This window comes from Bradyrhizobium sp. P5_C11_2, from assembly GCF_054049755.1.
Genome location: NZ_JBFULT010000885.1, coordinates 1 through 1918, shown reverse-complemented (window position 1 = coordinate 1918; position 1918 = coordinate 1). Strand labels below are relative to the sequence as shown.

Annotated in this window: 3 protein-coding genes and 1 pseudogene; 3 read left to right on the top strand and 1 reads right to left on the bottom strand. The window is 58.5% G+C overall.

Translation table 11 applies throughout. The annotated features are described in order from the left end of the window. Positions 1 to 283: 283 nt before the first annotated feature. Together ACXJL8_RS39875 and ACXJL8_RS39870 are read left to right on the top strand one after the other, a co-directional pair. Positions 284 to 553, top strand: a complete 270-nt coding sequence (locus ACXJL8_RS39875; RefSeq protein ID WP_456686906.1) for a cyclase — start codon at positions 284 to 286, stop codon at positions 551 to 553. Next, positions 492 to 1232 carry a transposase gene (locus ACXJL8_RS39870; protein ID WP_456686905.1) on the top strand — a complete coding sequence of 247 codons (741 nt, stop codon included), beginning with the start codon at positions 492 to 494 and terminating at the stop codon, positions 1230 to 1232. Before ACXJL8_RS39875 ends, ACXJL8_RS39870 begins: the two co-directional genes overlap by 62 nt. On the opposite strand, the gene ACXJL8_RS39865 is transcribed toward ACXJL8_RS39870, so the two are convergent. Further along, a complete protein-coding gene (locus tag ACXJL8_RS39865) occupies positions 1161 to 1346 on the bottom strand; it encodes a hypothetical protein (RefSeq protein ID WP_456624080.1) in 186 nt (61 codons plus the stop codon). The genes ACXJL8_RS39870 and ACXJL8_RS39865 overlap by 72 nt on opposite strands. A 372-nt stretch (positions 1347 to 1718) precedes the next feature. Here ACXJL8_RS39865 and ACXJL8_RS39860 point away from each other — a divergent pair. Continuing rightward, positions 1719 to 1918 (top strand): annotated as a pseudogene (locus ACXJL8_RS39860) (hypothetical protein); the annotation flags it as partial.

Below are 1918 nucleotides of genomic sequence, written 5' to 3'. Positions count from 1 at the left end.
CTTCTGGCCCATCGGAGAAGTGGCCGCAGCCCTCCACTAGGTCCGCTCACCGAGGCATGGCGGACAAGATCTGCTCAGGTTGAGTTCTTCGCATTTTGACCCGCTGCGGACATCCGACTGATGAGGCCGTTCGATCGGACAAAGGGCAAACGTCCGATGGCATCAGTGCAACCCGGAAATGAAATAGCTCCAAGCGGCGGCCAGTATTATACTGTTGCTACTGGAAGTGCTGTTTCAAGCGTTCGTGGAAAGATTGTTACGACCAGTCAGGGAGGAACATCTGATGACGACTATGTTTGTTAGGCACACGGTTTCCGACTACAAGACCTGGCGGAAGGTTTACGACGATTTTGCTCCGRTTCAGAAGGCGAAGGGCGTAACAGCCGAGGCTGTCTACCGAGCAGTCGAAAATCCCAATGACATCACAGTAACTCACGAGTTTGCTACGATTGAAGCTGCGCAAGCCTTCGCGGAGAGTGCTGAATTGAAGAATGCCATGCAGAATGCGGGAGTGGCGGGAGCCCCAACGATTTGGTTTACGAACAAGGCRTGAAGTATCGATCCCGGCCAAGCGCCGGGATTTTTTTTGCTGTGGTGTGCCATGTCGCCTGTTGGCCCTCAACATTGATCTTATCAACCTCTTCGGCCGCTTGGGCCCAGGGCCAACCCACGTCGTGCTCCGACGGCGCGCAGATGGGACCTTCGCGCGCGAGGACTTCAACTATGATCCAGCCAGCGACGTCTACATCTGTCCTGGTGGCAAGACGCTGACCACAACAGAGACACGTGTGAACACGCTGCTTTATCGAGCAAGCAAGGCTGACTGTGACGCCTGCGCCTTGAGGCAACGTTGCTGCCCGAACACGCCTGCTCGAAAGGTGCCTCGCTCGGTTCATGAGAAGGCCCGCGATATAGCTCGGGCGATTGCCAAGTCCTGGGAAGGTCGAGCGTCACGACGACAGCGCAAGAAGGTCGGGCCGCAGCTATTTGACCTCCCGCTGCGGCCTTCGTATTTGCGGCAAGCCCGGCAGCGTGAACCGGCGGGCCGGCGCCCTCGTCGTTCCTCAGTCTGGCTGCGCGAGCAACTTCGCGAAGCTATGGCGAGTTGCTGGTCGAGCAGACAGCGTCTGCCCAGCTGGATCAATCGACGAGGCCTGCACTCAGGCCACTGCTCCAAGCCACGGCAGCCTTTGCGCCTCTACGTCGACCAACTCATTCAGGTCCGCTTCTAAGTCCAACACGATATCGAGAAGCAGAGCCGCCGCCACTGGGTCTGTCGTTTCATGCGCCATCAATCGAAAGCGCTCGACCTCGTGCCAGCGCTCCTTCCACTCGCTGTCAGTCATGGCTCCCCCATGCGCTGATCCCCCAGCGGGCATGGGTATTGGTTCCTCAAAACTGTGAAATTATTGCGGCGCGATGGGGCATAGTCCCTGCCCCAACCCCGCCGGCGGCGGGCAAGGTGAGCGTGGGACAGACGCCCGGCCCTGTCGGGGCGAAGAGCAATCGAAGCTGGAGATATTTGTCAGCTCGTTCGCAAACAAGATGAGCCGCGACACGGCCCGTGGCCCCGATGGCCGCCTGGTTGAAGCGGTCGAATGGTACCAGCTAATAGGTCCGCCAGCGTGAACCGGGTCGTCCAAGCGTTGAACCGAATTGACACGCCGGCCGACCAATTAATTGGTGTCCAGCGGACCACCTTTAGAATGAGGTGCCCGATGTCAAAGGCAACAGAACTTGCCAACCGAGCCAGGGCGTTTGAAAAGCGCGCCGAGACGGCGATTGATCGTTCCTCACGACAAAACTATCGTGAGATGGCCGCTCACTACAGCGCTCTTTCCATCGAGCATCGCGAAGTCGAACAGTTGCAGAAGCTCTCCCCGGCTGAATGTGAACGGCTGGCGAGGAGGAGCACCAC

Bases quoted from the DNA above. Each gene is read 5' to 3' on its own strand.
- ACXJL8_RS39865 (WP_456624080.1), bottom strand. From the start codon at position 1,346: ATGACTGACAGCGAGTGGAAGGAGCGCTGGCACGAGGTCGAGCGCTTT.